Origin of the sequence: Marinobacter sp. EhC06, assembly GCF_001650915.1 — a bacterium.
GTDB lineage: Bacteria > Pseudomonadota > Gammaproteobacteria > Pseudomonadales > Oleiphilaceae > Marinobacter.
The window spans coordinates 278,748-302,282 of the sequence record NZ_LXYO01000023.1 but is presented as its reverse complement, the minus strand read 5'-3'; the positions used below and the strand labels follow the sequence as shown (position 1 = coordinate 302,282).

At 58.7% G+C, this 23,535-nt stretch carries 25 protein-coding genes; 9 read left to right on the top strand and 16 right to left on the bottom strand.

The window, feature by feature from the left end:
* Positions 1–86: 86 nt before the first annotated feature.
* Both A8B84_RS11375 and A8B84_RS21515 read left to right on the top strand, forming a co-directional pair.
* A complete protein-coding gene (locus A8B84_RS11375; protein WP_064229300.1) occupies positions 87–659 on the top strand; it encodes a type IV toxin-antitoxin system AbiEi family antitoxin domain-containing protein in 573 nt (190 codons plus the stop codon).
* A gap of 47 nt (positions 660–706) precedes the next feature.
* The gene (locus tag A8B84_RS21515; RefSeq protein WP_227512796.1) at positions 707–859 is read left to right on the top strand and encodes a hypothetical protein; all 153 of its coding nucleotides are present in this window, start codon (positions 707–709) and stop codon (positions 857–859) included.
* A 31-nt stretch (positions 860–890) separates the two neighbouring features.
* Here A8B84_RS21515 and A8B84_RS21510 read toward each other — a convergent pair whose 3' ends face one another.
* The 9 genes from A8B84_RS21510 to A8B84_RS11340 form a co-directional block, all read right to left on the bottom strand.
* On the bottom strand, positions 891–1,340 hold the full coding sequence (locus A8B84_RS21510) for a hypothetical protein (RefSeq protein WP_138103161.1): 450 nt from the start codon (positions 1,338–1,340) through the stop codon (positions 891–893).
* A 10-nt stretch (positions 1,341–1,350) separates the two neighbouring features.
* Entirely contained in the window at positions 1,351–1,698 is a 348-nt protein-coding gene (locus tag A8B84_RS21505; RefSeq protein WP_138103159.1) for a hypothetical protein, read from the bottom strand.
* Between the two features lie 53 nt (positions 1,699–1,751).
* The gene (locus tag A8B84_RS11370) at positions 1,752–2,270 is read right to left on the bottom strand and encodes an Hcp family type VI secretion system effector (RefSeq protein WP_008176957.1); all 519 of its coding nucleotides are present in this window, start codon (positions 2,268–2,270) and stop codon (positions 1,752–1,754) included.
* Positions 2,271–2,484: 214 nt separating this feature from the next.
* Complete coding sequence (locus tag A8B84_RS11365) at positions 2,485–4,209, bottom strand: bifunctional protein-serine/threonine kinase/phosphatase (protein WP_064229299.1); 1,725 nt, start codon at positions 4,207–4,209, stop codon at positions 2,485–2,487.
* Positions 4,210–4,286: 77 nt separating this feature from the next.
* Entirely contained in the window at positions 4,287–5,135 is an 849-nt protein-coding gene (locus tag A8B84_RS11360) for a formate/nitrite transporter family protein (RefSeq protein ID WP_064229298.1), read from the bottom strand.
* A 337-nt stretch (positions 5,136–5,472) separates the two neighbouring features.
* A complete protein-coding gene (locus A8B84_RS11355; RefSeq protein WP_064229297.1) occupies positions 5,473–6,207 on the bottom strand; it encodes an energy transducer TonB in 735 nt (244 codons plus the stop codon).
* Positions 6,204–6,614 (bottom strand): ExbD/TolR family protein, encoded by a 411-nt coding sequence (locus A8B84_RS11350; protein ID WP_064229296.1) that lies wholly within the window; start codon positions 6,612–6,614, stop codon positions 6,204–6,206. Before A8B84_RS11350 ends, A8B84_RS11355 begins: the two co-directional genes overlap by 4 nt.
* Positions 6,611–7,006: an ExbD/TolR family protein gene (locus tag A8B84_RS11345; RefSeq protein WP_064229295.1), complete on the bottom strand. Its 396-nt coding sequence runs from the start codon at positions 7,004–7,006 to the stop codon at positions 6,611–6,613. Before A8B84_RS11345 ends, A8B84_RS11350 begins: the two co-directional genes overlap by 4 nt.
* A complete protein-coding gene (locus A8B84_RS11340; RefSeq protein ID WP_064229294.1) occupies positions 6,993–7,781 on the bottom strand; it encodes a MotA/TolQ/ExbB proton channel family protein in 789 nt (262 codons plus the stop codon). The genes A8B84_RS11345 and A8B84_RS11340 overlap by 14 nt, the downstream gene beginning before the upstream one ends.
* Before the next feature lie 187 nt (positions 7,782–7,968).
* On the opposite strand from A8B84_RS11340, the gene A8B84_RS11335 reads away from it, so the two are divergent.
* Positions 7,969–10,317 carry a diguanylate cyclase domain-containing protein gene (locus A8B84_RS11335; RefSeq protein ID WP_064229293.1) on the top strand — a complete coding sequence of 783 codons (2,349 nt, stop codon included), beginning with the start codon at positions 7,969–7,971 and terminating at the stop codon, positions 10,315–10,317.
* On the opposite strand, the gene A8B84_RS11330 is transcribed toward A8B84_RS11335, so the two are convergent.
* Positions 10,300–11,070 (bottom strand): sulfite exporter TauE/SafE family protein, encoded by a 771-nt coding sequence (locus tag A8B84_RS11330; protein ID WP_064229292.1) that lies wholly within the window; start codon positions 11,068–11,070, stop codon positions 10,300–10,302. The two genes, A8B84_RS11335 and A8B84_RS11330, sit on opposite strands and share 18 nt — an antisense overlap.
* Positions 11,049–12,188: a hypothetical protein gene (locus tag A8B84_RS11325; RefSeq protein WP_064229291.1), complete on the bottom strand. Its 1,140-nt coding sequence runs from the start codon at positions 12,186–12,188 to the stop codon at positions 11,049–11,051. The genes A8B84_RS11330 and A8B84_RS11325 overlap by 22 nt, the downstream gene beginning before the upstream one ends.
* A 52-nt stretch (positions 12,189–12,240) precedes the next feature.
* On the opposite strand from A8B84_RS11325, the gene A8B84_RS11320 reads away from it, so the two are divergent.
* Both A8B84_RS11320 and A8B84_RS11315 read left to right on the top strand, forming a co-directional pair.
* The gene (locus A8B84_RS11320; protein ID WP_227512795.1) at positions 12,241–13,728 is read left to right on the top strand and encodes an amidase; all 1,488 of its coding nucleotides are present in this window, start codon (positions 12,241–12,243) and stop codon (positions 13,726–13,728) included.
* 130 nt (positions 13,729–13,858) lie between these two features.
* Positions 13,859–14,476, top strand: a complete 618-nt coding sequence (locus tag A8B84_RS11315) for a hypothetical protein (RefSeq protein WP_008176983.1) — start codon at positions 13,859–13,861, stop codon at positions 14,474–14,476.
* Between the two features lie 17 nt (positions 14,477–14,493).
* Here A8B84_RS11315 and A8B84_RS11310 read toward each other — a convergent pair whose 3' ends face one another.
* The 4 genes from A8B84_RS11310 to A8B84_RS11295 all read right to left on the bottom strand — a co-directional run bounded on the left by A8B84_RS11310 (position 14,494) and on the right by A8B84_RS11295 (position 18,550).
* A complete protein-coding gene (locus A8B84_RS11310) occupies positions 14,494–15,624 on the bottom strand; it encodes a HupE/UreJ family protein (protein WP_064229289.1) in 1,131 nt (376 codons plus the stop codon).
* Positions 15,621–16,739 carry a tetratricopeptide repeat protein gene (locus tag A8B84_RS11305; RefSeq protein WP_064229288.1) on the bottom strand — a complete coding sequence of 373 codons (1,119 nt, stop codon included), beginning with the start codon at positions 16,737–16,739 and terminating at the stop codon, positions 15,621–15,623. Before A8B84_RS11305 ends, A8B84_RS11310 begins: the two co-directional genes overlap by 4 nt.
* Before the next feature lie 76 nt (positions 16,740–16,815).
* A complete protein-coding gene (locus tag A8B84_RS11300; RefSeq protein ID WP_064229287.1) occupies positions 16,816–17,052 on the bottom strand; it encodes a hypothetical protein in 237 nt (78 codons plus the stop codon).
* Between the two features lie 13 nt (positions 17,053–17,065).
* Complete coding sequence (locus A8B84_RS11295; protein ID WP_064229286.1) at positions 17,066–18,550, bottom strand: DUF4331 domain-containing protein; 1,485 nt, start codon at positions 18,548–18,550, stop codon at positions 17,066–17,068.
* A gap of 155 nt (positions 18,551–18,705) precedes the next feature.
* On the opposite strand from A8B84_RS11295, the gene A8B84_RS11290 reads away from it, so the two are divergent.
* Both A8B84_RS11290 and A8B84_RS11285 read left to right on the top strand, forming a co-directional pair.
* A complete protein-coding gene (locus A8B84_RS11290; RefSeq protein WP_064229285.1) occupies positions 18,706–19,263 on the top strand; it encodes a sigma-70 family RNA polymerase sigma factor in 558 nt (185 codons plus the stop codon).
* Positions 19,260–19,961 (top strand): anti-sigma factor domain-containing protein, encoded by a 702-nt coding sequence (locus tag A8B84_RS11285; RefSeq protein ID WP_064229284.1) that lies wholly within the window; start codon positions 19,260–19,262, stop codon positions 19,959–19,961. Before A8B84_RS11290 ends, A8B84_RS11285 begins: the two co-directional genes overlap by 4 nt.
* 7 nt (positions 19,962–19,968) lie before the next feature.
* On the opposite strand, the gene A8B84_RS11280 is transcribed toward A8B84_RS11285, so the two are convergent.
* The gene (locus A8B84_RS11280) at positions 19,969–21,390 is read right to left on the bottom strand and encodes an HDOD domain-containing protein (protein ID WP_064229283.1); all 1,422 of its coding nucleotides are present in this window, start codon (positions 21,388–21,390) and stop codon (positions 19,969–19,971) included.
* Positions 21,391–21,605: 215 nt separating this feature from the next.
* On the opposite strand from A8B84_RS11280, the gene A8B84_RS11275 reads away from it, so the two are divergent.
* Together A8B84_RS11275 and A8B84_RS11270 are read left to right on the top strand one after the other, a co-directional pair.
* The gene (locus A8B84_RS11275) at positions 21,606–22,613 is read left to right on the top strand and encodes a methionine ABC transporter ATP-binding protein (protein ID WP_064229282.1); all 1,008 of its coding nucleotides are present in this window, start codon (positions 21,606–21,608) and stop codon (positions 22,611–22,613) included.
* Positions 22,613–23,278, top strand: a complete 666-nt coding sequence (locus tag A8B84_RS11270) for a methionine ABC transporter permease (RefSeq protein WP_064229281.1) — start codon at positions 22,613–22,615, stop codon at positions 23,276–23,278. Before A8B84_RS11275 ends, A8B84_RS11270 begins: the two co-directional genes overlap by 1 nt.
* Positions 23,279–23,535: the final 257 nt, after the last annotated feature.

Genomic DNA, 23,535 nt, shown 5'->3' with positions numbered 1-23,535 from the left:
AGACAAACTGTCACCATATATAAATAAGTGGTGACGACTTGTCTGGCTCCGACTCCGCCCGATCTTCCAGGGCAAAACTCCAAACCATGTTCCGTCAACGCGGCGGTCAGCTCCGCCTGACAGAAGCGCTGGCTCGGGGCTTTAGCCGGTACCAGTTCTATCAGCTTCGGGACGAGGGGCTGATTGAGCCGGTCAGCCGTGGCCTTTACCGGCTGGCGGACCTGCCCTCAATAGAGAACCCGGATCTGGTGGCTGCCGCTACCCGTTTTCCCAATGCGGTGCTTTGTCTGATTTCCGCGCTGGCCTGGCACGACATTACTACACAGATTCCCCATCAGGTGCATCTGGCGGTGGAGCGGGATGCCCGTTTGCCGGTGCTGGATTATCCGCCGGTAGCCGGGTACCGGTTCTCCGGGCGGGCCTTTAGTGAAGGCATTGAACAGGTTGACGTGGATGCCATCACCCTGAACGTCTACAACCCTGAGAAAACCCTGGCCGACTGTTTCAAGTTCCGGAATCGAATCGGCATGGATGTGGTTCTGGAGGCGTTGGATCTATACCGCACCCGCAAAAACTTCCGTCCAGGCAAACTGATGGAATATGCCAGAATCTGCAGGGTCGCCAATGTCATGGCACCCTACTTGGAAGCCAAGCTGTGAACAGAATCATCCTGGCGATGGAATTAAAAGAGTGAAAGGAGATCACGGTGGCACAAAACACTGCTGCGTCCGTTCGGCAGAGATTGCTGAATAAGTCCCGGGAAGAAAAGCGCCGCTTTGATGAACTGCTGCAGTATTACGCCATGGAGCGGTTTCTTTACCGGTTGTATTTCGATGTAAAGCTGCTGGCAGGCTGCTGAATTCGGGACCTGGGTGAGTGGCAGCTATGCATTATTCTGAAATCTTTGCGCCATTTATCCGCAATGAGGTCGAGCTTTCAGCTGGCCCCTGGAAGGTAATAAGCGATTGAGCTTGGCCGTTCGGTACAATAAATACGGTTCTAAAGTCCCCCTGAACTACTCCAAATACCTGAGCTTCGGGAATTTGCTCCATCCAAATTGGTTTACTTGAACCCTGATTGGCACTCTCAAAAAGCGTCGTTGAGGTGTCAATCGCTGAACTTGAGCTTACTGTACTTGGAATCTCCTCCGATCTGACAAAACCTACGACCCGGTTGTTTCTCAAAAATACAAGCTCGCCATCCCTCATCTTCACAGAGGAGAACATCTTTTCTGGTACTTCTATAGCTAGTTCGCTGTATGGTTGAATGACCAATGACGATTGGGATGTGCAGCCGGAGAGAAGAAGTAAAAATGATAAAGCTAGGGCTATCCTTGCCATGGTGGGAGTCTCATCTCAATGTCGTTTCGATAGAGGATCTGAACTGGCCAGAACGAACAGTTCGGCAAAGCCAGCTTACCTTCACTTCGTTCTGCAAAAAAGGTTTCCCTGCCTCGCGAATCAGGCGTAAAGCCCATTTTGTGATCCTGCGTGTTGGTCGTAGTAGGTCCTGTGGAGACGGAACAGCATCAACCCATCTACTACAATCGACGGTTTCCACGAGCATATGGGCGATAGCGCGCACGGTTTCTTCGGTTACGCTGCTTTCAGTGAATCCTGAAGCAACAGAATGGCCGTAGAACGCCTTCATGATGGCTCTGATTTTATCAATGTCTTCGGCCGACAATTGACTATCCATTTTTTTCATCCCTGCAAAAGCAGAAGGACCCCTGCGGGGCCCTTCTGGCGTCATTACGCCTCGATCGGCGAACGCCAGTCGTCAGCACCGGAAGTACCGGCAACGGCGTGTTCCCAGGTTACCTTGCGGTAGGACAGGGAAACGGTGACCAGCTGAGTGAAGTCGGCGTTCCCGGCGTCCTGGCAGTGGGGCATGTTGCAGTTGATGTCGATGATGGTGGCATCTTCGAGGATGGTGGAGAAGAAGTGCTCCTGCTTGCCCTCAACGGAGGTGCGGTACCATTTCAGCTCGACCTTGGGCAGCATCTCGCCGGAGGCCAGGGCGTTGTACATCAGCGGGGTGGCTTTGTTCAAGGCGGAGGTGAACTTGAACGGCTTGTGCACGCGCTGTCCGGAAGGCTGACCGGACTGGGGGTCGGTCGGTACGGTAACGACGTGGCTGAATTCCTGAACCAGCACTTCGTCTTCGTGGCCTTCCACGTAGATGTTGCCGACGGAATCGGAAGTGAATGCGCCGGCAGTGATGTTGCCCTGGGTTTGGCCTTCGATACTGATATAACAAGGAGTTGGCATAGTCTGCTCCATGACTTGTGAATGAATAGTGTCCCCGGGGTGTTCCCTGGACGCCGAGTTTCAGTACAAAGCCTGTGCCAGAAGAGATAATTGTATTGAAAACAGTAGGTTGGCGTTTTTCTCGGAGATGCTCAGGGATTGCCAGGCAATCCCGCGCCCGAACGCCAGGCGACGGATTGCTGGCTGGGCAAGAATTTGCTCGGGCAATGCCGCTTCAGCCCAGGCCGAGGGCTGCCAGCAATGCCAGGAGCAATAACCCGGATACACCCTGCCAGAAGGCCACGGGATTGCGCTCCATTAATGGCGGCCGATGACGCTTGTGCCAATCGACGGGAGGGTGTCGCAAGTTGTACAGGTATTCCGAGAGCGCTGGATAGCGTCTGTGGGCCTGGGGGTGAACCGCTTTTTCGATGGCATCGTCGACCCACCCGGGCAGACTCTCCCGGAACTGTCGAGCAGGCTGATATTTCAGGTTTCTAAGCTGGTTTCGGCTGTGGATTTTAGGTACATCCGGGCCGTAGGGTAGCTGGCCGGTGAGCAGCTGGTAGGTAATCACGCCCAGGGAGAACTGGTCTGATAACCAGCTGCCTGGCTCGCCGAGAAAGGTCTCCGGAGCACTGTAAAGCGCTGCTCCCCGAGGAACGGCCTGCTCGCCGATATCAGAGTCCTCCAGGCCGGCGACCCGGGTGGCACCGAAATCGATCAGGGTGGCGGTGCCATGGGCATCCACCAGCACATTTTCCGGTTTCAGGTCCTGGTGCACCATTTCAAGCCGGTGGAATGCCCGCAGGCCTTTACCGATCTGCTCGACGAGATCACGCACGGTTTCAAGTGCCGGGGCCGGGTTATCCAGCATCCATTGCCGAAGGGTACGGCCTTCCACGAACTCGGTGGCCTGGTAGAGAACGCTGGGGTGCCGGTCTGGTCGGAACGGCCTGACAACATGAGCGCTGTTGATTCGCCGGGCAATCCACTGCTCGGTGGAGAATTGTTCCAGATAGACCGGATCGTGCCGCTGTTCCAGTGATGGCATCTTCAGCACCACCCGGGTTTCGGTTTCCTCATCCACGGCCAGGTAGACGTGGCTACGGCTGCTGGCATGAATCTGCCTCAGAATCCGGTAGCCATCCAGACGGTGCCCCGGCTGCAGTTCCGGCGCAAACGGTAACCCGGCCAGCTCGTGAAACAACTCGCTGTTTTCCCGCGCTGAAGGTACCGAGTCGACCCGGATGATCTGGGATGTCAGGTTGTCAGTGCTGCCCCGCTTGAGGGCTGCGGTTGCCAGCTCGCGGGCGGCGGCGTCCAGGTCATCGGTAGATTCCCGAATGATGCGGGCCATGGTTCGCTCGTCCAGGTGTTCATGGATGCCGTCGGTGGTCAGCAGGAACGTGTCCCCGGGTTGGATCGGCAGGCTTTGATAATCAATGTCCAGTTGATTGCCGATGCCCATGGCGCGGCTCAGGCAGCTGTCTTCCCGGGAGAGCCAGAGCCGGTGATCGGTGCTGAGCTGTTCCAGCTGGCCGTGGTGAACCCGGTAGATGCGGGCATCGCCAATGTGAAACAGATGCGCGGTCGCGGACCTGAGCACCATCACGCTCAGGGTACAGACATACCCGCGGTCGCGGTCATAGCGATATTGGCTTTGCCGGGTCTGGGCGTGGAGCCAGGCATTGGTTGCCCGTAATACCCGTTGGGCGGATTGTTTTACCGACCAGCTTTCCGGGGTGGAAAAGTAGTCGCTGAGAAAACCCGCAACGGCGGACTCGCTGGCAATCTGACTGACATTGCTGGAGCTGATGCCGTCGGCGATAGCTACGGCGATGCCCTTGGTAATCAGCTGATGGCTCGTCGGCACCAACAACCCGTGGAAGTCCTGGTTTACTGGCTTTGCGCCGGCGTCAGAGTACTGGCCGGCGGAAATGGCAAGGGACCTGGTCATTGACAACTGGAGTTTCCCCGATAAACGAAAAAGCAACTCCGGCGGGTGCGGCAGCCGGAGTTGCAGGAATACCCGGCTTAGTTGGTGCGGGCCAGGGTAGCGTCGCTGTAGGCTGCTGCAATCTTGCGCTTGGGTGCGGTGCGCACGTGGGTGGTGTAGAGGGTAAGGCCGGTAAAGGCCAGGCCGCCCACCAGGTTACCCAGCACGGTGGGAATCTCGTTCCACCACAGGTAGTCCATCACTGAGAACTCGCCGCCCATGATGATGGCGGACGGGAACAGGAACATGTTCACGATGGAGTGCTCGAAGCCCATGAAGAAGAACAGCATGATCGGCATCCACATGGCCAGTACCTTGCCACTGACGCTTGTGGAAATCATGGCGCCAACCACGCCCATGGATACCATCCAGTTGCACAGCATGCCGCGAATGAAAATGGTGGCCCAGCCGGCAGCCCCGAACTCCGCGTAGCCAAGCGTACGCGCTTCGCCAACACTGGCGATCTTGGCGCCAACGGCACCCGGGTCGGTATTGAAACCATAGGTGAAGATAAAGGCCATCATGAAGGCGACGGTCAGCGCGCCGCCCAGGTTGCCAAGGAATACCCAGCCCCAGTTGCGCAGTATGGCTGCCGGGGTTACGCCGGGGCGCTTATCAAGCAATGCCAGGGGTGTAAGCATGAACACGCCGGTCAGCAGGTCAAAGCCCATCAGGTAGAGCATGCAAAACCCGATCGGGAACAGGATAGCGCCGATCAAAAAGACTCCGGTCTCGACCGCTACAGTGATGGCAAACGCTGCAGCCAGCGCCAGAATGGCGCCGGCCATGAAAGCCCGGATGAGGGTATCCCGGGTGGACATATAAATTTTGGATTCGCCGGCGTCGACCATTTTGGTGACGAATTCCGAAGGCACGATGTAAGACATAGTGTTTTCCTCTGACTTCTATCGGATGACCAGACTTTTGAAACGGCCATAAAAAAACGGCGATACCCGCTGCCTGCAATCTGCAGGTGCAAGTAGACGCCGTCGTCTGAATGAATCTGTCGCTGTGAACAGAACCGACATTGGTTCCGCTGTCTGAGAAGTTGCAGAGACTGTGCCAGAATCGCAGGTTGCCAGGAAACTGGAATTAAATCAGAAGGGTAAGAATTTTCGTGCTGTGGTTGCCTGGCTCGGCAGAAGAGGCGACCTCCGCTCTCACGCACCTGATCGGTGCGTTCCCTTTAACCGCTGCTGCAACCTGGCGCAGCCGGGCCCCAGCTCAGCGAAGACTGAAGCGTACGGGCAAGGCGTAGCGGAATTTCTGGCCTGCAATTGCTTCCGGCACTGATGGCAGAGGCGCTGCCTGTTCGAGCATGGCCAGCGCCGACTCGTCCAGAAGCTGATGTCCGGAGCTGGTTCTGAGGCTGTGGGCCACCAGGGATCCGTCCCGTTGAAACTCGAACACAATCACGGGTGTGCCTTCCTGGCCAAGGCGCCTCGCCCTGCGTGGATATTCATAGTATCGGGCAAGATGGCGGCTGAGTTTGGACAGGTAATTATCCACTTCCGATCTAACGCCAGCGTTTTGCAGTGCAACGGTCGCCTGTGACTGTTTCTCTGTTGCAGTCTCTGCCGGATCACCGCTCGGTGTTTCCGCTTCAGCGACCTCTTCGGCAACCTCTGGCTCGGGCGTTGGTTCCGTCACCGGTTCAGGTTCCGGTTCTGGCTCGGGCTCAGGCTCAGGCTCGGGCTCGGGTTCGGGCTTGGGTTCGGGCTTGGGTTCAGGTGCAGGCTGTGGCTTCGGCTCTGGTTTTGGCTTTGGCGCGGCGTCGGGTTTCGGCGCGGGTTCGCCAGCCAGCTTGATTCGGATGGCTGGCGCTGTGTTGACCGCGGATTCGCCCAGGGTGTTGAGTTCCACCGTCTCTTCGGGAGCGGCGATCGCCAGGGCGACGAAGGTCACTACGATTGCGAGCAGCAGAAGTGCCCACCGGAAGGGCGGCTTTTGCGGCATCATCGGGCGGGCTCCGTCAACAGCAGGATATCTTGGTATCCGCCCTGCTCCAGCAAGCGGAAGAGTGTTTCCAGGTCTGCCATGGTGATGCTCTCGGCAGCGGCAATTTTCAGGGGCTGCTGGCCATCAGGTTCCGGCAGCCTGGCAACCAGGGATTCCTTGTTGAGCAGCTCACCGTCAACCTTCCAGTCTCCGTTGGCGCTTACAATCATGTCCGCATGAGGAGACTGACGGTCTTCGCCCTGCTCGGTGGCGGGCAATTCGGGCAGTGGGTCATCGGCAAGCTGGCCGGCAACGATGAAAAACATCAACAGCAGGAAGACCAGGTTGATCAACGGCAGAAGCGCATCCTCCACGCGTTCCATCAGGGTTTTGCCGGAGGTAAACGGAGGTGGAACCAGATCGCTCATGGTGTCGTTGCGTTTGTCCGCTTCCAGTGAGTGTCGATGCCGCTGTCAGTCAAAGCGCTCAGGGCCGCGGTAAAAGTCCCCAGGGGTGTGTCGCCCGTTGTTGAGAGGTTCACTTCGGTGGTACCGGCTTCAGACAGCTCGGTGACCAGGCGCTCCAGGGGTAACGTCTGGCCCTGCCATCTTACGTCGCCGTTGGCCGTGACCGTCAGCTCTGGTAGCGGTTCTCCGGTGACCGGACTGCGGCTCGACGTGTTATTGGCCAATTCCAGGTAGTCCACAGGCAATAGCCGGGTGGTCAGCATAAAGAACACCAGGAGAATGAAGACCACATCGATCAGGGGCGTGATCCGGATTGGAATCGGACGGTTTGGCCTTGGCTCAACCAGTTGCATGGGCGAATCGCTGACCCCGGGCGGTTGAGTAACGGTCGGGCTCGTCGACGGCGGTTTCGGCGGCACGCTGGCTTTCCGGCGACCGGTAATCTGCTTCAACGGCGTCCAGAGTCTGCTCCGGCACGATATGCAGAATCGAAACCAGTGTGCTGTTGATGGTCTTGTGGATGCGTCGCAGCCGGAACTCGATCCATGCAGCCAGTGCAGCAAACGGTATGGCCACTACCAGGCCCGCGGCTGTAGTGGTCAGGGCTTCGTAAATACCGCCACTGAGTTGGGTGGCATTGGCACGGCCTTCGGTAGCAGCCATGGCGCTGAAGGCCTCCATCATGCCCAGTACGGTTCCCAGCAGGCCGAGAAGAGGGGCCAGGGCTGCGATGACTTCGATGATCTTCAACGGTGCCTCGAACGGCTCCAGGGCATGTTGGGCATCCCGTGCGGCGGTTTCCCGGATCTGCCGGTCGTCCTGATCGTTCTGAATGGCCTCTATCGTATCGGTGACAAGACGCTGCAGCGGATTCATCCGCCCCCAGCGGCCTGCCTGATGTCGCACTTCTGACGGCCGTATCGACGCCGGATTATTCTGCCAGTTCATTACGGTTTTTTTAAGCTGACCGGACAAACGGGGCGCATAAAGGGTTCCGATAAGCATCAGATACACGAAGGTAACGAAGCCAATGATCGCGAGCACCACCAGCACCAGCATCACAGGGCCGCCCATATCAATAACTTGCGCGAGCGGGCCGGTATTCAGAGGCGAGAGGATGTCCGTCATGAGAGGAGTTCTCAATGTGCAAAAGTGGAACTAAATAATAACGATTATCATTGAATTTGCAAGCCTGTAATCTGACTACAGCACCCCCTCTGTTAGACTTAAGTCATGCATAAGAACCACCAATAAGAGCTTAAAACGGAGGTCAGATCATTACTGGTTGTCGAATCCGCTGCGGAGTCTGGAAGTCATGCTGATCAAGCGATGGTTGGGCAGCCTGGCGAATCGGGCCGTTGCTCTGGTGGTTGTCGCGATCATACTGACGGCCTTGCTGGTAACCGTCGCCGGTTTCTTGCTGAGCCGTTCTGAACTGGAACAGCAGGCCCGGAACCAGGTGGAAACCATTGCCACCCTGATTGCCGGGGAGCTGGATGACAAGCTCGCCCTGCGTCTCGAAGCACTCAACCACGTGGCCCAGAACCTGACCATGTCCAGCGATGTTCTGGACGCAAGGGCCAGGGTTCTGATTCGTCGGCAAACGGCCCTGGAGCATCTGTTTGATGCGGTCTACCTGATGGATGAAAAGGGCCTGGTTATTGCCGAGCATCCAGAAGATTACCGACAGGCGGGGCTGAATGTCAGCGACCGGGAGTATTTTCGCCGGATTTCCTCCACGCTCACGCCGGTGATCAGCGAACCCTATATTTCCAACTATCAGGAAAAGCCGGCCATCATGGTGGCTGCGCCGATCTTCGACCACCGCCAACGTTTCATTGGTGTGCTTGGCGGTGCCATTGCCCTGGATGGAAACAATTTTCTTGATCAGTTTATCAACATCCGCATAGGAACTACCGGTTATCTCGGAGTGGCAACCCGCAGTGGTTTTGTGGTGGTCAGTCAAAGGGACGACGAGGCCATGGCGCCGGTGCGGGTAGCGAATCCTGTGCTCCGGGATGCCATGGAGGGGTTTGAAGGCACGCTGGAGACTAACAGCGGCGAGGGTGAACGAACCATCATGTCGGTGCAGCAGCTTACCCAGGTGCCCTGGTTCGTATCAGCTTCCTGGCCGGCTCGAGAAGCGCTGGCGCCGATTACCCGCACTGTGGATGCCTTCTTATGGATTCTGCTGGTGGTGATCCTGTTGATCGCACCTATTGCACTGTGGCGCTTCCGGCGACTGATGGCGCCGCTCAAAACACTGGGCAGCCAGATCCGCGAGCGCCACCTTGGTATGCGCTCCGATCCGGTGGACGTCGCCGGAGGCAAGGAAATCCGCCAGGTCGCAGAAATCTTTAATACCGTGACCGATGAGCGGGACGAGGTTCTGGTATCGCTTGCTGAAAGAGAGGCTTTTTTCCGTTCCCTCACCCAGAGCGCGCCTATCGGCATCGTCCAGACCGACGTTCTGGGCCGTATCGAATTTGCCAACCCGGCTTTCGAGGCCATCGTCGGCCGGCCTGCAGAAGAACTCACTTACAGTTACCTGGCCAATCGAGTGCATAACACCGACAGACAGGAGGCGATTGCCGGCTGGAAAAATGCGATCAGGAACCAGAGCGTTTTCCGGGGCCGGTTAAGGTTGGAATCCCCTGCTCCGGATCAGGTGATCTGGGGGGATGTGATGACGGCAGCAATTCAGACGCCGGAAAAGGCCCTCGGTACCATCACGGTAGTTCGGGATATTTCCCATGAGCTGGAGGTAGAAGAGGCGCTCAGGACGGAGCAGCAGCGCGCCGAGACGATTCTTCGCGTCCTACAGGAAGGCGTTCTTATGGTAGACGTCGAGGGTGTGATCCGGTTTGCCAACGATGCCGCCTGTCGGCTGCTGGGAACAGAGGGTGAGTGCTTACTCAGGAACTTTTTCCAGCTGGTCACCATTGAAACTGAAGAGCGGGAATTGACAGCGCAGGAGTTCCTTTCTGGAGAAGATCTGGACAGTCTTTACGTGACTCTGCGGAACTCGCTGGGTGTGCCATTCCCGATTGATCTCACTATGTTGCACATTCGTCAGGGTCGCGAGGATGAGCGCCTGGTGTTCGTGTTACGGGATGACAGCGACCGCCGCCGGCAGGAGGAACGGCTGTCCTGGGAGGCAACCCACGACAGTCTGACTCAGTTACTCAACCGGCGGGCGTTCAACGCCTCGCTGGTCCGATGTCTGGGAGAAGCCGATCGCCAGGACGTCCGTTCGGTGCTGATGCTCATTGATCTCGACTACTTCAAACCAGTAAACGATGAAGGTGGGCACCTGCTCGGCGACGATCTGCTCAAACGGCTGGCGGACCTGTTCAAGGACTCGGTTCGCCAGTCCGATACCGTGGCCAGGCTCGGCGGGGATGAGTTTGGCATTATTTTGCCCGCCTGTGGCATGGCAAGGGCCCAGGCTCTGGCGGAACGGATCCGCGCGGATGTTGAGGCTCTTCGCCTTGAGCATGACGGCCGGTCATTCGGTGTAACCACGAGTATCGGCCTGACGGAACTGACACCGGAAGACAGCGGCCCCCGGGAGGTTATGGCCCGGGCGGATGAGGGTAGCTACATCGCCAAATCCCGGGGACGTAACAGGGTTGTTGTGGTTCCGTCACCACCAGCCGGCTGAGAGACTGGCCTGCCATAGCAGGCGGATCGCAAGCGCGGTCAGCACGATATTGAAGATCTGTGTGAACTTCCGGTTGCTAAGGGAACTGAGTACATGGAGCCCGAGCCAGGTGCCGGCGAAGCCGCAGGCGATCATTGCAAGGATAAACGGGAGCCACTCAAAGAACATGAAACCCGCCGCCCCGAACACCAGCGCCTTGGGCGCATGTTGCAGCGTCATGGCGGTGGCGAAGGTGGCCACGGTTTTGAACCTGTCGGTGTGAATCTGCTTGATGAACGCCGCAACCAGCGGCCCGGTGGCGCCCACGAACAGGCTGACAAAACTGGTCAGGGCCGAGGCCAGAAACACCCCGGGGGCACCGAAGGCACCCTTTGGTAGTGCCGGCCCCCAGCAAAGATAGAGAACGAACAGGGCGATGGTCAGCTGCCAGATGTGGGCCGGAAGATTCACCAGTAACCAGGCGCCCAGCGCCGCCCCTGCGATCACACCGGGCAGGAACGCGGCAATCACCCGCCAGTCTACGTGCCGCCAGGTCAGTGCCGCCCGGCCAACGTTCGAGCCCAACTGGATCATGCCATGAACCGGGATGATGGCCGCAGGCGGCATCCAGCTGGCCATCAGTACCAGCAGCAGAACGCCGCCACCGGCGCCGAGGCTGGCGGTGATCATCGAAGTAATGGTGGAGCTGGCAAGCAGGAAAACGGCGACCGGGAGGCTCAGGCTTTCGGGTATCAGTTGGTTGAGTACTTCCATTCACAGAATTCCGTTGATTTGAGTTTGGCCGTGCGACAAAGGGCCTCGGTTGCCAGCTGAACGTCGGCCACATAGTAGAGTGATGCAAGACCGAGGCGGTCCCGCCCCAGGTTGTGAAAAATCAGGCCGAAGGCAATATCGCCGGCGGTAAAGCGTTCATGGTTGGCGGCAAAATACTCGGCTGGCTGTGCCAGCACCGGGTCGTCCAGCAGCGCCTGGACCCGTCCGGCGCCGCCATGATAGGCCTGAACCAGCAGGAGGGTGAATAATCGGTCCCTTTTGGCATCAGGCAAATGGCCGAAACGTTGCTGGAAAACCGGTGCCAGATTGCGGGCATTCTGGTTCATCAAACGCAGGGCGCAATCGATCTGTGCCAGCCGGTGCCAGTAATTGTCGGGAGCGATCTCGCAGTCGGACAGGGCGGCGGGTGAAAGCTGCAGGATTCCCCTCGCGTTTGCTCGGGAATGGGCTCTTGCCTGGGCTCCACTTTCAATCAGGATCTGGCCGGCCAGATATCGGGGCAAGGCTTGCGGCAGGGTCAGGCGGTTCTGGTTGTTGCGGTGTTCGTATACGTAGATCAGAGCGTCATGCAGGCTTTCCGGAGCACTACTGTCGGCAAAGTTGAGGTCGTCCCAGGCGCCCCAGATCCGGTCTGCCGGCAGGGTGCCAAGATAGCGGGCAACGGCTTCATCGACGTTTACGTGGGGCTGGTCGCAGGAAAGGGCGAACGGATAGCCTGTCTGGCCGGTCTCTCCGGCAACCCAGTCTTCCACCTTGCCATTCTCATACAATGATTTCCGGGTTGCGTTCAGCAGTCGCTGGGTGGTGTCGCGGTCGTCACCGTCACTGATCCAGGCCAGAAACCGGCCGCGCATGTCGTACAGAACGTGGCGATCGGCACTGGCGCAATAGCCGGATTCCTTCAATACCCAGCGTCTGATGGTGAGAATGTTTTCAAACACCCCCTGGCTGACCCAATAGGGCGAGGAACGGACGACGCGGGTCCAGTCGCTGTCGTCACTGGTGGCTGGCGGCGTTTCCTGGGCGGCAACGGTCACCGATGCCGCCAGGATGAAAATCACGGCAAGCTGGCGTAAGCTCTTGAGAATTCTGACCATAGACGTTATACCCGTGACCTTCCTCAAAACAGAATAACAAATGGAACCTGCCATGAAGCAATCTGAATACCTACGTTACGATGCTACTGCACTCGCTGATCTTGTCCGTCGGGGCGAGGTCACTTCAAGGGAAGTATGCGAGGCGGCCGTGGAACGGGCAACCCGAGTGAACGGCACGCTGAACGCGATCTGCTATCCCCAGTTCTCCGAAGCGCCAGCCCAGCGTTTCCCCGAGCAGGCCGTTTTTGCCGGCGTCCCTCTGCTGCTGAAGGACCTTGCCCAGGAACAGGCTGGGCACCCGTGTACCTATGGCAGTCGCGGGATGACAAAGAATATTGCGCCCCAGGACTCGGAATTCGTCCGTCGGGCCCGGGACGGCGGTCTGGTTTTCCTGGGGCGAACCGCCACGCCGGAGTTTGGTCTGAAAGCGGTTACCGAATCTGAGCTCTGGGGGCCAACCCGTAACCCCTGGAACACGCAGCTAACCCCGGGTGGATCCAGCGGTGGCTCCGGCGCGGCGGTCGCCGCTGGCATTGTGCCCATGGCGGGCGCCAACGACGGCGGCGGCTCCATCCGCATTCCTGCAGCCTATAACGGCCTGTTTGGCCTTAAGCCATCCCGCGGTCGCATTTCCTCGGGGCCGTTTATGGGCGAAGCCTGGACCGGGGCATCCACAGATCATGTGGTCAGCCGAACGGTCAGAGACAGTGCGGCGATGCTGGATGTGCTCAACGGGCCGGCGCCAGGCGATCCGTTCGAGATTCCTGCGTCGTCTGCGGCCTACGCGGAACTGATGCAGCGGTCTCCGGGCAGCCTGAGAATCGGCGTGTTCACGTCATCCCCATACAATACAGAGGTTGCGCCGGAGTGCATTGCTGCTGTGGAGGAAACGGCCCGGGTTCTTGAGAATCTCGGTCACAGAGTTGAGTACGCTGCGCCGGAATTCGACGGAATGGCTCTTGCCCGCTGCTACCTGGGCCTGTATTTCGGCGAAGTGTCGGCGCTGATGGCGAAGGCGAAAGAGCAGTTCGGCGCTACCGACAGCGATTTCGAGCTGGATACCCGGCTGATCGGCATGCTTGGAGAGACCATGCCGCTCTCCGATTATGTCCGCCGCCGCCAGCAGTGGAACGATTTTGCCAGGGCGCTGGGCGCGTTCTTCGGGAGTTACGATCTATACCTCAGCCCTGCGACCGGGCAATTGCCGGCGGCCATCGGTGAACTGGAAACGCCGGCCCATCTCAAGTTTGCAGCACGCCTGATGCTGAAATTGAAGGCCGGTAAACTGGTGCATCGTTCTGGACAGGTGGACCAGATGGCCCTGGAAAGCCTGGCGCGAACGCCGTTTACCCAGCTGGCCAACCTTACCGGGACACCTGCCATGTCTGTGCCGATGCACTGGACTGCCGAAGGTTTGCCGGTGGGGGTGCAGTTCGGCGGGCCCCACGGCGCCGAAGCGACCCTGCTTCAGTTGGCGGGCCAACTGGAAGAGGCAAACCCCTGGTTCGGCAATTATGAAAAACTTGAGGACGCGTTTTGAGTTATCCGGGGTTGTGATCCGGCTGGGGAAACTCCACGTTTATCTTTGTAGCCGGAACAGGCTATGCTGTTAGTCAGGAAGACCCCTTCTTCCTGAACGACCCTGATGGCATCGAGGAGGCGAGCGTATTATGAACCAACCGATGGCAATCGATGAACTGGTATCAGTAGCACAGGCCGAGGCCATGGGGGAGTTAGACGCCCCGATGATGGCCATTGTTCTGTCCAGCGAGCAAAGCTACGACTTGCCCATCAATTCCCTTGAAACCGATGCCGACAAGGCCCGCTGGGGGTTGATCCTCCGCGCCGCCCGCGAGCATGTTGAAGCGGATGCCGTGGCCGTGCTGTACCCGGCCTGGACCACCATCCGTCACAAGAAACCTGAAGTGGAAGCCGAAGCGGCCCCAGAAGCGGTTGAGGAAGAAGCGGAGGGTGCAGACGATTCAGACGGACCTATAGACACCCTGTTCGTGCAGCTGCACACCAGGGACCATGTTTACTGGCGGGGTTTTGAACAGATTCGGGACCCCAAGCACCAGCGCATCATCGGCTTCCGCCGCATCAAGGCGCTGTCCACCGATTACAAACGCGACGAAGCGCCCTCCGTTGCCTCCTGGCTGAGCACGCTGTTCGAGCCGTTGCCCGAAGAAGGTGAAGAGACCACCGTAGATCGCGAGCTGGCCGACCTGCTGGAAGAGCCGGAAGTCAGCGCAGCGCTCTATCCGCGTCAGATGCGAGCTCTTCACTAAGGTCATCCGGTGTGCGCTCAGAACAGGGGCGCGCGCTGGACAACCCAGAACAGACTGATAGCACCTATTGCTGCCAGCATCACTGGCACGCCGCCCTTTTGATACACCCGTTTTTTGCCCAGGTAATACAGCACCGGGAATCCCACCACGAGCAGCGCCAGCTGACCGAGTTCCACACCGAGGTTGAAACCTGCCAGCGCCACCGCCAACCCGGATACGCCACTGGTGAGATCGCCCAGAACACTGGCGAATCCAAAACCGTGCACCAGTCCAAATCCGAACGCCAGCTTCCAGGTTTTGTGCCCGAGAATCGGCCAGGCCACGTTCAATGCTGCCAAGCCGATGGAAAGTGCGATAACCGTTTCCACCCATGCGATGGGCAGTGAAACGATATCGAGGGCGGCCAGCGCCAGCGTGATGGAGTGCGCCGCGGTAAATGCCGTGATAATGCCGGCCAGTTCAAGCAGGCGGCCCCGTAAGGCTCTCGACCGCCCGCTGGGTACCTGGTTTTTGGGAAAGGACAGCGTTGCCGGAATAATCAGAACGAGCAGGAACAGAATGTGGTCGAGCCCGATCAGCAGGTGGATGACACCCTGATAGACAAACGTTGCGAATACACTGAAATAGCCCGGGTTCTCCGTGCCTGTCAGATCCAGCGTTCGGGAATCCGGTCCCAGTGCGGCCAGACGTGTCTGACCATCATAGTCAAGGCTCACCAGGCCCCGGTGCAGAGCATCCTGTTCAAACAGCAGGTTGTACTCCAGCGCTCTCGGCGGCCCACCATCGGGGCACTGAATAGCGTAACGGGCGGCGGAATAGAATCCGTCACTGTGCTCGCTGATGCCCCATTTCTTGCCGGCCAGATCGCAGTTGCCACTGCTGTTCGAGAAGTTCAGGGCAGATTCCACGGTTCGCGTGATCTCTGGTCTTGCCTGTCGCAATTCCTGACCCGATACCTGACGATCGCCGTTGCGATCAATGCTTGTCAGCAGCGCGAGGTCACGTAGTGCAACATCGATTCGAAGCTCGGTCGGGCCGTTGTCCAGGTAAAGAAAGCTGTCGCTTGCCTTGTGTGCCGCTGCCATCCCACTGGCTGATACCAGCGTGACTGTAAGCAAAGCAAGCCAGATTCCTCGTGTGACCGTCATTGTTTGAACTCCGGATAGCGGGCATCGCTCTGCCCCTGTTCATTGAGCCAGTCCCTGACACGCTGGTATTGGACTTTGTCGCCTGCGGCGAGGGCCGATCTCAGTAACAGTCGTGTGTCCAGCGGCTCCCTCTGGCTCTCCCAATTTTTTGTTGCGAGTCTCAGCGCCTCTTCCGTCTGGTTTTCGATATCCAGCTCGAATCGGGCAACATCCCTGGCATGTAATAAAGCGCCTCGCCAGCGGGCCTCTTCAAACCGTTGCCGTAAACGACTGTTCAGTTCGTTACTGCCGGGGTGGCCCATGCGCTCCATGGCGATGGCCCGAACTACGGCCAGTGTGTCGACGGCATCGAACCCCTGGGTGAGCCTCAAAACCTGCTCGAAGTGGCCTCTCTCAAGGTGCCAATCGGCGAGCTGGGCCCGGACATAAAGGTCGTTCGGTGTCGCCTTCACTACTCTTTGCCAATGCACTTTGGCCTCAGGCAATCCCGCCTGGGCAGCGATGTTGCCGAGAGTGCCCTCGGCCCAGAGTCGGCTGGTGGAATCGGCAGGCTGGCGATCTATCGAATCGGCGAGTTGTGACGCAAGATTCCGATAGGCTGTTTCAGGGTCGGCTGTCCTGGCCTGCAAGGAAGCCAGGCAGCTCTGAGCTATCAGGCCCGGATAGCCAGACTGAAAGGCCCGACAATGCTGCTCAGCCTCTTTGTAACGACCTTGAACCAGCTCAAGGTTGGCCAGGGTCAGGCGAGCCTGGATACGTTGTTGCGTGTCCGAAGAGGTTGAAATTACCCGTTCAAGATCGGAGCGGGCGGAATCAAATTGATGCAGGCTCTGGCGCAAAGTCGCTCGGAGGACCCGCAGACGGTCGGTTAACTGTTCTTCGGGCCAGCGATTGACCAGTGTCTGGGCATACCCCAGATATCTCGGGTCGCCACTGGCTCTGGCTTGTGTGATCAGTATTTGCAGCCGGTCCCCGGCCTCCTCGGGTGAATCCGTCTCCCGGAAGACCTCGGCAGCAGAGCGGGGTAATTCGGTCAGTATCTGATCAACCCCGAAGTCGGTGATAATTGGATCAGGCGCGGCCTGCGCCTGAAAGGCCGCGAATGTGGCGATCAACCAAAAAGGCCTGCCCCGAAGGGCAGGCAAGGAAAAGACCGGCCCGAGACAACGGGAAAACCGGCCACCTGGAGGTTTATTGAAGCAGGTCATCGAAAGCCTGTGGATTGTTCTGGTCATTGAAACTCAGGTCGATCCCGTTGACGTTCGCTGGCTGGGCGTCGTCGGTTGTCCGGGCGAACTGGGTTTTAACAAACTCCGTGAAATCGACGGTCGGAGCCGGCGCCTCCGCCCGGCTGTTCGACCCATCGAAGCAGCCGGCCATGAATAGCGCCAACGCGCAGATCGTCGTGAGCTTTGTGAATAATTTCATAGCCATCTCCCGGTTATTCGTTGGGTGAACCGGCGATTGGTGTCGCCAGGTAAGGGAACGACTCGTAGTCCGCAGGCAGGCTGGCAGGATCTGCTGCCAACTGGACGCCATCTGTGTACTCGAGGCTGCCATCGGGCGCATCGGCAGGGTCTGCCAGTACACCCATGGCGACCCGAAGTGCGATGTCGACGGTGTCATCGTAAGGCCGGCGGCCATTCGGGAAGCCGGCGTTGTCACCGGCCAGAACACCGAGGTCGTTCTGGCTGTCCAGAGGGGTTGGCGCAATGGCGGGCGTCAGTCGCAGCATCTCGGAGGCGGTTACGCCAACGGGCATATTGACGCCGGGCACGCCGGTCAGGAAGGCCGTGACCAGATCGTTGCGCGGAAAGTTGTTCGGCGCGGTCACGGGGAACAGCACTTCCAGAAGCTCTGGCAGTGTCGGGTGAGTCACATAGGTGGCGAACTGGCCGTCGTCCTTGGGTTCGCTGGCGTTGAAACGGTCTTTGTCCTTGAGGCCGATAACCACTTCGTTAACCAGCGGCATGCCCAGGCGGGAAACCTGGGTGTAGGCACCACCTTCAACGGTTGCGCCACGGCTTTCCGTACTGGGGGCAGGATTGATGATGCGTGCCTGACGAACGCTCGCCGTTGTCCAGGCACCAATGACCGGCTGGCCGTTGGAATTCATGGCGGTGCTGGTCAGGCACTCGGTGGGCACTTCCAGGGCAAAGGAGGTCACGTTCTTGTCGGCCAGATCACCGGGACCTTCTCCATCCCGGGCGCCCAGGGGGTTGGTGTTCACCAGGTCGAAAATTTCGCCCAGGTTTACCGCAAACGCCTCCTGGCGCTGGCCGACAAACACACGACCGTTGGTGCCGCAGCCGGGAATGGCGATATCAAACACGTGCTGGCCGGCGTAACTGGCGTAATCACCAAAGGACTTTGCACCTATGTTGTCCAACGGTTTATCGAAAGTTTCAGTGCCCGTGTTCACGTTGGTGGCGGCTTGCACGGCGCCCGTGCGGCGATCGCCGGAAATGACGTCCACCGAGTAGGTTTGTCGCAACTGAACGTTGCCGGCGTCACTTGCGTCGCCAATGTTCTTGAGGGGTACAGACACCATCCGCTGGTCGCCATCCGGCCCGACCGGCAACTGAATATCGTTCAGGCTATCTTCCAGCTGAAAACGGAACGTCAGATCCTCAACGGCATCGCCGTCGTTGTCGACGTGAATCTCATAGATGGCATCGTCGTCCAGATCAAAATAGTTGGGACCGCCATAGGCGTCCTGCAGAGGCAGGTAATTGGCAATAAGGGTCACAAAATCCGCCCTGCCGGACTCGTAGCTCCGAAACATGTAGAAGTCGGTGCCATCGACTTTCGGGATTTCTGTGATGAAGGGCGCTTCGCGGTGGCTCGATGCCTGGACCAGGCCGGTGGCGAGGCAGCTTCCGGCCACGGCGATAGCGAGGCTGGACCCTTTCAGAATTGTTTTCATGTCGCTTTCCTCTCTGTGTTTGGGTGCGTCGGAGGAAGGAACGAGCGGGCCCGTTGAAAAGTTGCAGTCGTTGGGAAAATTCTTTTCGGCATAAGCGCAACTTCCGCTTCCGCACGCCCGTACCTGGGGCATTAACCATAACAACGAGGGTGTTTATGGCTTCTGTCGAGGTAAATCAGGATGAGTTGATGCGACTGCTGCGTTCCGTGGCGAGGAAGGATCGACAAGCGTTCCAACAACTCTACAGCCAGGTGGCGGCGAGAATGTTCGGCCTTTGCGTCAAACTGGCGAACCATCGAGAGCTTGCGGAAGAAGCGATGCAGGAGAGCTTCATCCAGATCTGGCATCACGCTGGCGAATACCACCGCGACCGGGGTGCGCCGCTGGCCTGGATGATGACCATTGCCCGGTACCGGACTCTTGATCTGATGCGCGCCCGGAAAGTGCGGCAGACGGCCGGCGATGAGCACCTTGAACAGGTTGAGGACAGGCGTGCTGGACCTCTGGACGATTCGTTGCGCACCTCCGGTTCGGCCCAGCTGACCGGCTGCCTGGAAGAACTCAGCGATGTGCAGCGGGATAGCATCCTGCTCGCCTATTACCGAGGCTTCACTCACGATGAGCTGTCGGAAACCCTGAACTCTCCGGTAGGCACCGTGAAGAGCTGGATCCGAAGGGGACTCATGGCGCTTAAGAGGTGTCTTGAACGATGAGAAAATCACCTGAACGCGTAGAAATTCTTGCCGCTGAATATGTTCTGGGATCCCTCAAAGGCCCTGCCCGTCTCCGCTTTGAAGGATGGATGATGGAGTCAGGCCGGGTACGCCAGGAAGTCTGGTTCTGGGAGCAGCAGTTGGGCGCGTTATCGACGGCCACACCGCAGGAAACCCCACCGCCCCGCGTATGGTCAGACATCCAGAGGCGGTTGTGGCCGGAACAGGCCACAACGACAGCGGCGTCCTCAGCAAAAGCCGGTTGGTTCTGGCCAGGCTGGGGCTTGGTGGCAACCGCTGCGGCGGTTCTTTTCGCGGTTCTGTTGCTGCAGCAGCCGTCCCCGGGTGTCGAGCGACCCTTGTTGGCCGGAGCAATCATCAAGGCCGATATGGGCGATCCGCTGTGGCTGTTGAGTGAAACCGGTGGTGGCAACCTGCTGAAATTGCGCTCTGTTGCCGCAGGCACCGCCGAGTCAGGCAAGGATTATGAGCTCTGGGTTGTTCCGGAGGATGGTGAGCCACTCTCTCTCGGGGTCCTCCCGGCGGGTGACACTCATGAGGTGGCGCTGTCGGATGAAGCCCAAAGCTCTTTGACCCGCAGCCGGACCCTGGCGATCAGTCTTGAACCCGAAGGCGGTTCACCGACAGGATCCCCAACCGGGCCGATTCTGCATGTCACCAGGCTCTACGAGCTCTGAGTGGATGCTAATGGGTAGAGAGTAAGGTCAGGCACAGCTGCGCGTTCTGAATAAAGTGGCCGAACGCTGATAACTGCTCTTTTGAGGGCACGTAGGCGCCGGCGGCATTGTCGGCATAGAACAGACCGATCAGCCGGCCGTTTGCCTTGATCGGGCCAATCAGGGCAGGTACTTTGCCGAGCCAACGATCATAAGCCACGCCTTCGGAGTTTGGTTTGGGTTCGTAGATGCTGCAGTGGGCATGGGGCAGAAGCGAACCCAGTGGCCCGGTGCCGTCCTTGGGGATCACGAAGTGCTGACGCCATTCCTCGGTGCCGCGACCGCCGAGTTTTCGGGGCACCAGTTCGTTGCCGGTGCGGTCACTCATTAACAGAGCCACCCGCTGCATACCGATTGCCCGGTGGATTCCCTCTATCACCAACTGGCAAACCTCGTTGATGTCGGGTTTCTCGGCCAGGCAATGGCTTAATTCACGCAGGATTTCCAGCTGAAGTTCCGCATCCATGTCCGGAGCCTTTGCTCCGGTTTCGCCTAATTTGCCCTCGGCACCCGGCATCATGGCGGTGACCTGGGGAATGCCCAGAGATACCGCAACGCGAGTCGCTTCCGAGGCATTCACCTTAAGCTGGTCGCGAACCACGGCCGGGCTCTCACCGATGTCCTTGCCCAGGCGTTCCAGCACCTTGTCCATGTCCGGACCGCTCCAGCCCTGCTCGGATAGTCGGGCCATATCCACGGAATTGCGCACCAGGCTGGAGGCCATGGAGTTGGCCTGCCCCGGCGAGACAACATCCTTGATAAAAGGCCCCAGGGACCAGGCATCCACAAGGCCCCGGGTGATTTCGGTAAAGGTTGAGTGCAGCACGGCCTTCTGGGCTTCAACCGGCGGCTCCTCAAGCCGCAGGCGCTCTTCCAGTTCTGAGGCCTGATCGGTTTCGCAGGACCAGAAGGCCAGCTCGCCGATGTTCATCAGCAGCGCTCCGATAAACACCTCTTCAAGCGCGGTCTCGTTGCGTTTCGGCATCAGACACCGGGCCTGGACAGCGGCATGGATCGCCCGGGCCAGGCAGCGCAAAAGGTGGGGACGGTCGTTCCGTTTCAGCAGGGTGTCGACGATCAGTGAGGAAATCGCCATGGACTTCACCGCGTCGAAGCCGATCAGGGTGATAGCCCGGCTAACCGTGCTGACCTGGGTTCGGGTCTGGTTGTAGAACACGGTATTGGACAGCCGCAGAACCTGGGAGGTGAGCTGGGCATCGTTGAGAATCACGTTGGCCAGCTCGTTGACTGTGCTGTTCTGGCTATCGGTCAGCTCATTAATGCGTCGAAGCGTATTGGCGAGTACCGGCAGCTCGACTTTGCTGAGATAGGTAACCCATGCCTGGGTGGAGTTCATCCTTGAGGGCGTTGGTTGTTTTTCGTTGGTCACGTTGGTGAGTCCATGGGGCAGCGCGTCTCTGAAAGAGCTCCGGGGAAATGTAAGGTTCTTTTGTTATCCAAGTTTAGTTCACCGGGCTGTGCGGTGTCAGGTAACCGTTTGTGTAGGGATATCTACCCACACTGAGAATCATTCCGGAATTCGGGTTTGCCGACCGTTTGGGCTATAATCGCCGGTTTTAACGCTGCACCCACAAGGCGCTGACCGTGATTGTATTTGACCAGGTACAGAAGTCGTATCAGGTAGGCGGCCGGGCGATCCCCGCGCTGCATCCCACCGATATGACCATTGAAACCGGCGAGGTATTCGGCATCGTTGGCCATTCCGGCGCCGGCAAATCGACGCTGGTGCGTCTGATCAATCTGCTGGAACCACCCACCGGCGGCCGAATTCTGATCGATGACGAGAACATCACCGACTACAACGCCGCCGAGCTTCGCGCTTTTCGCCGCAAAGTGGGAATGATCTTCCAGCACTTCAACCTGCTGTCGTCGAAGACCGTGGCGGACAACATTGCCTTCCCCATGAAGCTGGCAGGCATCTACTCGAAGACCGAAATCCGGGATCGCGTCGAAGAACTGCTGGCCCGGGTCAGCCTTACCGACCACGCCAACAAATACCCGTCGCAGCTTTCTGGTGGCCAGAAACAGCGCGTGGGCATTGCCCGTGCCCTGGCCTGCCGGCCCACGATCCTGCTCTGCGACGAAGCCACCAGCGCCCTGGACCCGCAAACCACTCAGTCGGTTCTGAAGCTGCTGGCGGACATCAACCGTGAACTGGGTCTGACCATCGTCCTGATCACCCATGAAATGGACGTGGTACGCCGCGTCTGCGACCGGGTTGCTGTTATGGACGCCGGTGAGGTGGTGGAAATGGGGCCGGTCAGCGAGGTGTTCCTGCACCCGAAACACCCGACCACCCGGGACTTCGTATTCGAAAGCGAGAGCATTGACCGGGACGAACTGCAGGAAGACCTGAGCAAAGCCGACGGCCGGATCCTGCGCCTGACGTTCAAGGGCGAATCCACCTACAAGCCCCTTTTGGGCAGCGTCGCCCGGGAATCCGGCGTGGATTTCAGCATCCTCTCCGGCCGAATCGACCACATCAAGGACACACCCTACGGCCAGCTGACCCTGTCACTGGTGGGCGGTGATCTCGAGGTGGCCATGCAGGCGCTGAAAGCCGCCGACGTTCACGTGGAGGTGCTGCGCTGATGGAAGCCCTGTGGAGTAATGTAGACTGGAGCGAAATCGGCTGGGCCAGCTGGGATACCCTGGTAATGGTGGGTATGTCCCTGCTGTTCAGTGTCCTGATCGGCCTGCCGATCGGTGTCCTGCTGTTCCTGTTCGGCAAACGCCAGCTTCTGGAACAGCCGGTCGCCTATGCGGTGCTGTCGTTCGTGGTGAACGTACTTCGTTCCGTGCCGTTCATTATCCTGCTGATCGTAATGATCCCGTTTACCGTAATGCTGATCGGTACATCATTGGGCGTGGCCGGCGCGATTCCGCCATTGGTGGCTGGCGGTGCACCGTTCTTCGCCCGACTGGTGGAAACCTCCCTGCGGGAAGTGGACCGCGGCATCATCGAAGCTACCCAGGCGATGGGTGCGAGCGTTAAACAGATCATCTTCGGAGCTCTGTTACCGGAAGCGCTGCCAGGCATCATTGCCGGGATCACCGTTACCGCGATCACTCTGGTTTCCTATGCGGCCATGTCCGGCGTTATTGGCGGCGGTGGCCTCGGCGACCTGGCGATCCGCTTCGGCTATCAGCGATTCCAGACCGACGTAATGGTCATTACAGTCGCGCTACTGGTTATTTTCGTACAGGTGCTGCAGATGGTCGGCGACCGTCTGGTTCTGTACTTCAGCAGAAAGTAGAAAAGCTGGATATGGGCCGGTGGGCGGTCGGAGTCCCCTTCCGAAAACGTGGAGCGCCAGGGATGGCGCGACCGAGCCCTACATGGGTGAGGCCGAGCGCATATAAAGCGAAGCTTTATGCGACAGCCGAACGACAGCAATCTGTGATTGCTGGCTGGACCCCGCAGGGGTATTTACGGGCGTTTTTCGGAAGGGGACTCCGACCGACCGCAGGCCGTACTCCCAACCCGAATTCATTCGTTCAAGATGTCCAACAG

What these genes read in the sequence shown, in the direction of transcription:
- A8B84_RS21510 (WP_138103161.1), bottom strand. Translation starts at nt 1,340, where the DNA reads ATGGCAAGGATAGCCCTAGCTTTATCATTTTTACTTCTTCTCTCCGGC.
- A8B84_RS11315 (WP_008176983.1), top strand. Translation starts at nt 13,859, where the DNA reads ATGAACCAACCGATGGCAATCGATGAACTGGTATCAGTAGCACAGGCC.
- A8B84_RS11270 (WP_064229281.1), top strand. Translation starts at nt 22,613, where the DNA reads ATGGAAGCCCTGTGGAGTAATGTAGACTGGAGCGAAATCGGCTGGGCC.
- A8B84_RS11285 (WP_064229284.1), top strand. Translation starts at nt 19,260, where the DNA reads ATGAGAAAATCACCTGAACGCGTAGAAATTCTTGCCGCTGAATATGTT.
- A8B84_RS11290 (WP_064229285.1), top strand. Translation starts at nt 18,706, where the DNA reads ATGGCTTCTGTCGAGGTAAATCAGGATGAGTTGATGCGACTGCTGCGT.
- A8B84_RS11340 (WP_064229294.1), bottom strand. Translation starts at nt 7,781, where the DNA reads ATGACGGACATCCTCTCGCCTCTGAATACCGGCCCGCTCGCGCAAGTT.
- A8B84_RS11325 (WP_064229291.1), bottom strand. Translation starts at nt 12,188, where the DNA reads ATGGTCAGAATTCTCAAGAGCTTACGCCAGCTTGCCGTGATTTTCATC.
- A8B84_RS11365 (WP_064229299.1), bottom strand. Translation starts at nt 4,209, where the DNA reads ATGACCAGGTCCCTTGCCATTTCCGCCGGCCAGTACTCTGACGCCGGC.
- A8B84_RS11310 (WP_064229289.1), bottom strand. Translation starts at nt 15,624, where the DNA reads ATGACGGTCACACGAGGAATCTGGCTTGCTTTGCTTACAGTCACGCTG.
- A8B84_RS11320 (WP_227512795.1), top strand. Translation starts at nt 12,241, where the DNA reads ATGAAGCAATCTGAATACCTACGTTACGATGCTACTGCACTCGCTGAT.
- A8B84_RS11300 (WP_064229287.1), bottom strand. Translation starts at nt 17,052, where the DNA reads ATGAAATTATTCACAAAGCTCACGACGATCTGCGCGTTGGCGCTATTC.
- A8B84_RS11360 (WP_064229298.1), bottom strand. Translation starts at nt 5,135, where the DNA reads ATGTCTTACATCGTGCCTTCGGAATTCGTCACCAAAATGGTCGACGCC.
- A8B84_RS11355 (WP_064229297.1), bottom strand. Translation starts at nt 6,207, where the DNA reads ATGATGCCGCAAAAGCCGCCCTTCCGGTGGGCACTTCTGCTGCTCGCA.
- A8B84_RS21505 (WP_138103159.1), bottom strand. Translation starts at nt 1,698, where the DNA reads ATGGATAGTCAATTGTCGGCCGAAGACATTGATAAAATCAGAGCCATC.
- A8B84_RS11375 (WP_064229300.1), top strand. Translation starts at nt 87, where the DNA reads ATGTTCCGTCAACGCGGCGGTCAGCTCCGCCTGACAGAAGCGCTGGCT.
- A8B84_RS11335 (WP_064229293.1), top strand. Translation starts at nt 7,969, where the DNA reads ATGCTGATCAAGCGATGGTTGGGCAGCCTGGCGAATCGGGCCGTTGCT.
- A8B84_RS11330 (WP_064229292.1), bottom strand. Translation starts at nt 11,070, where the DNA reads ATGGAAGTACTCAACCAACTGATACCCGAAAGCCTGAGCCTCCCGGTC.
- A8B84_RS11350 (WP_064229296.1), bottom strand. Translation starts at nt 6,614, where the DNA reads ATGAGCGATCTGGTTCCACCTCCGTTTACCTCCGGCAAAACCCTGATG.
- A8B84_RS11370 (WP_008176957.1), bottom strand. Translation starts at nt 2,270, where the DNA reads ATGCCAACTCCTTGTTATATCAGTATCGAAGGCCAAACCCAGGGCAAC.
- A8B84_RS11345 (WP_064229295.1), bottom strand. Translation starts at nt 7,006, where the DNA reads ATGCAACTGGTTGAGCCAAGGCCAAACCGTCCGATTCCAATCCGGATC.
- A8B84_RS11295 (WP_064229286.1), bottom strand. Translation starts at nt 18,550, where the DNA reads ATGAAAACAATTCTGAAAGGGTCCAGCCTCGCTATCGCCGTGGCCGGA.